Genomic DNA, 317 nt, shown 5'->3' on the forward strand with positions numbered 1-317 from the left:
TGCCCCCGGGAACATGCACGCTGTGCCACTTCGACTGAGCAAGGCAACCGCGAACCCCGGGTGGCGCACCTGCCTGCTTGTCGCCGCGCTCTGCGGGCTGGCCGGCTGCGCCGCCCCGCTGCCCAAACTGGCGCCGCAGGTACCCGCGCAATGGCGGCATGCGGTCGCGGCGGATCCGGCCCCGCCGACCGACCTGCATGGCTGGTGGCGCGCCTTCGCCGACCCCGACCTCGATGCACTGGTCGACCGCGCGCTGGCCCACAACCTCGACGTGGCGCAGGCGGTCGAGCGGTTGCGCGCCGTGCGCAGCCTGCACG

1 pseudogene is annotated in these 317 nt (G+C 74.4%); it reads left to right on the forward strand.

The annotated features are described in order from the left end of the window. Positions 1-22: 22 nt before the first annotated feature. Positions 23-317: pseudogene (locus UUA_RS18255) on the forward strand (TolC family protein); the annotation flags it as partial.

The organism is Rhodanobacter thiooxydans LCS2, from assembly GCF_000264375.1.
Taxonomy (GTDB): Bacteria; Pseudomonadota; Gammaproteobacteria; order Xanthomonadales; family Rhodanobacteraceae; genus Rhodanobacter; species Rhodanobacter thiooxydans.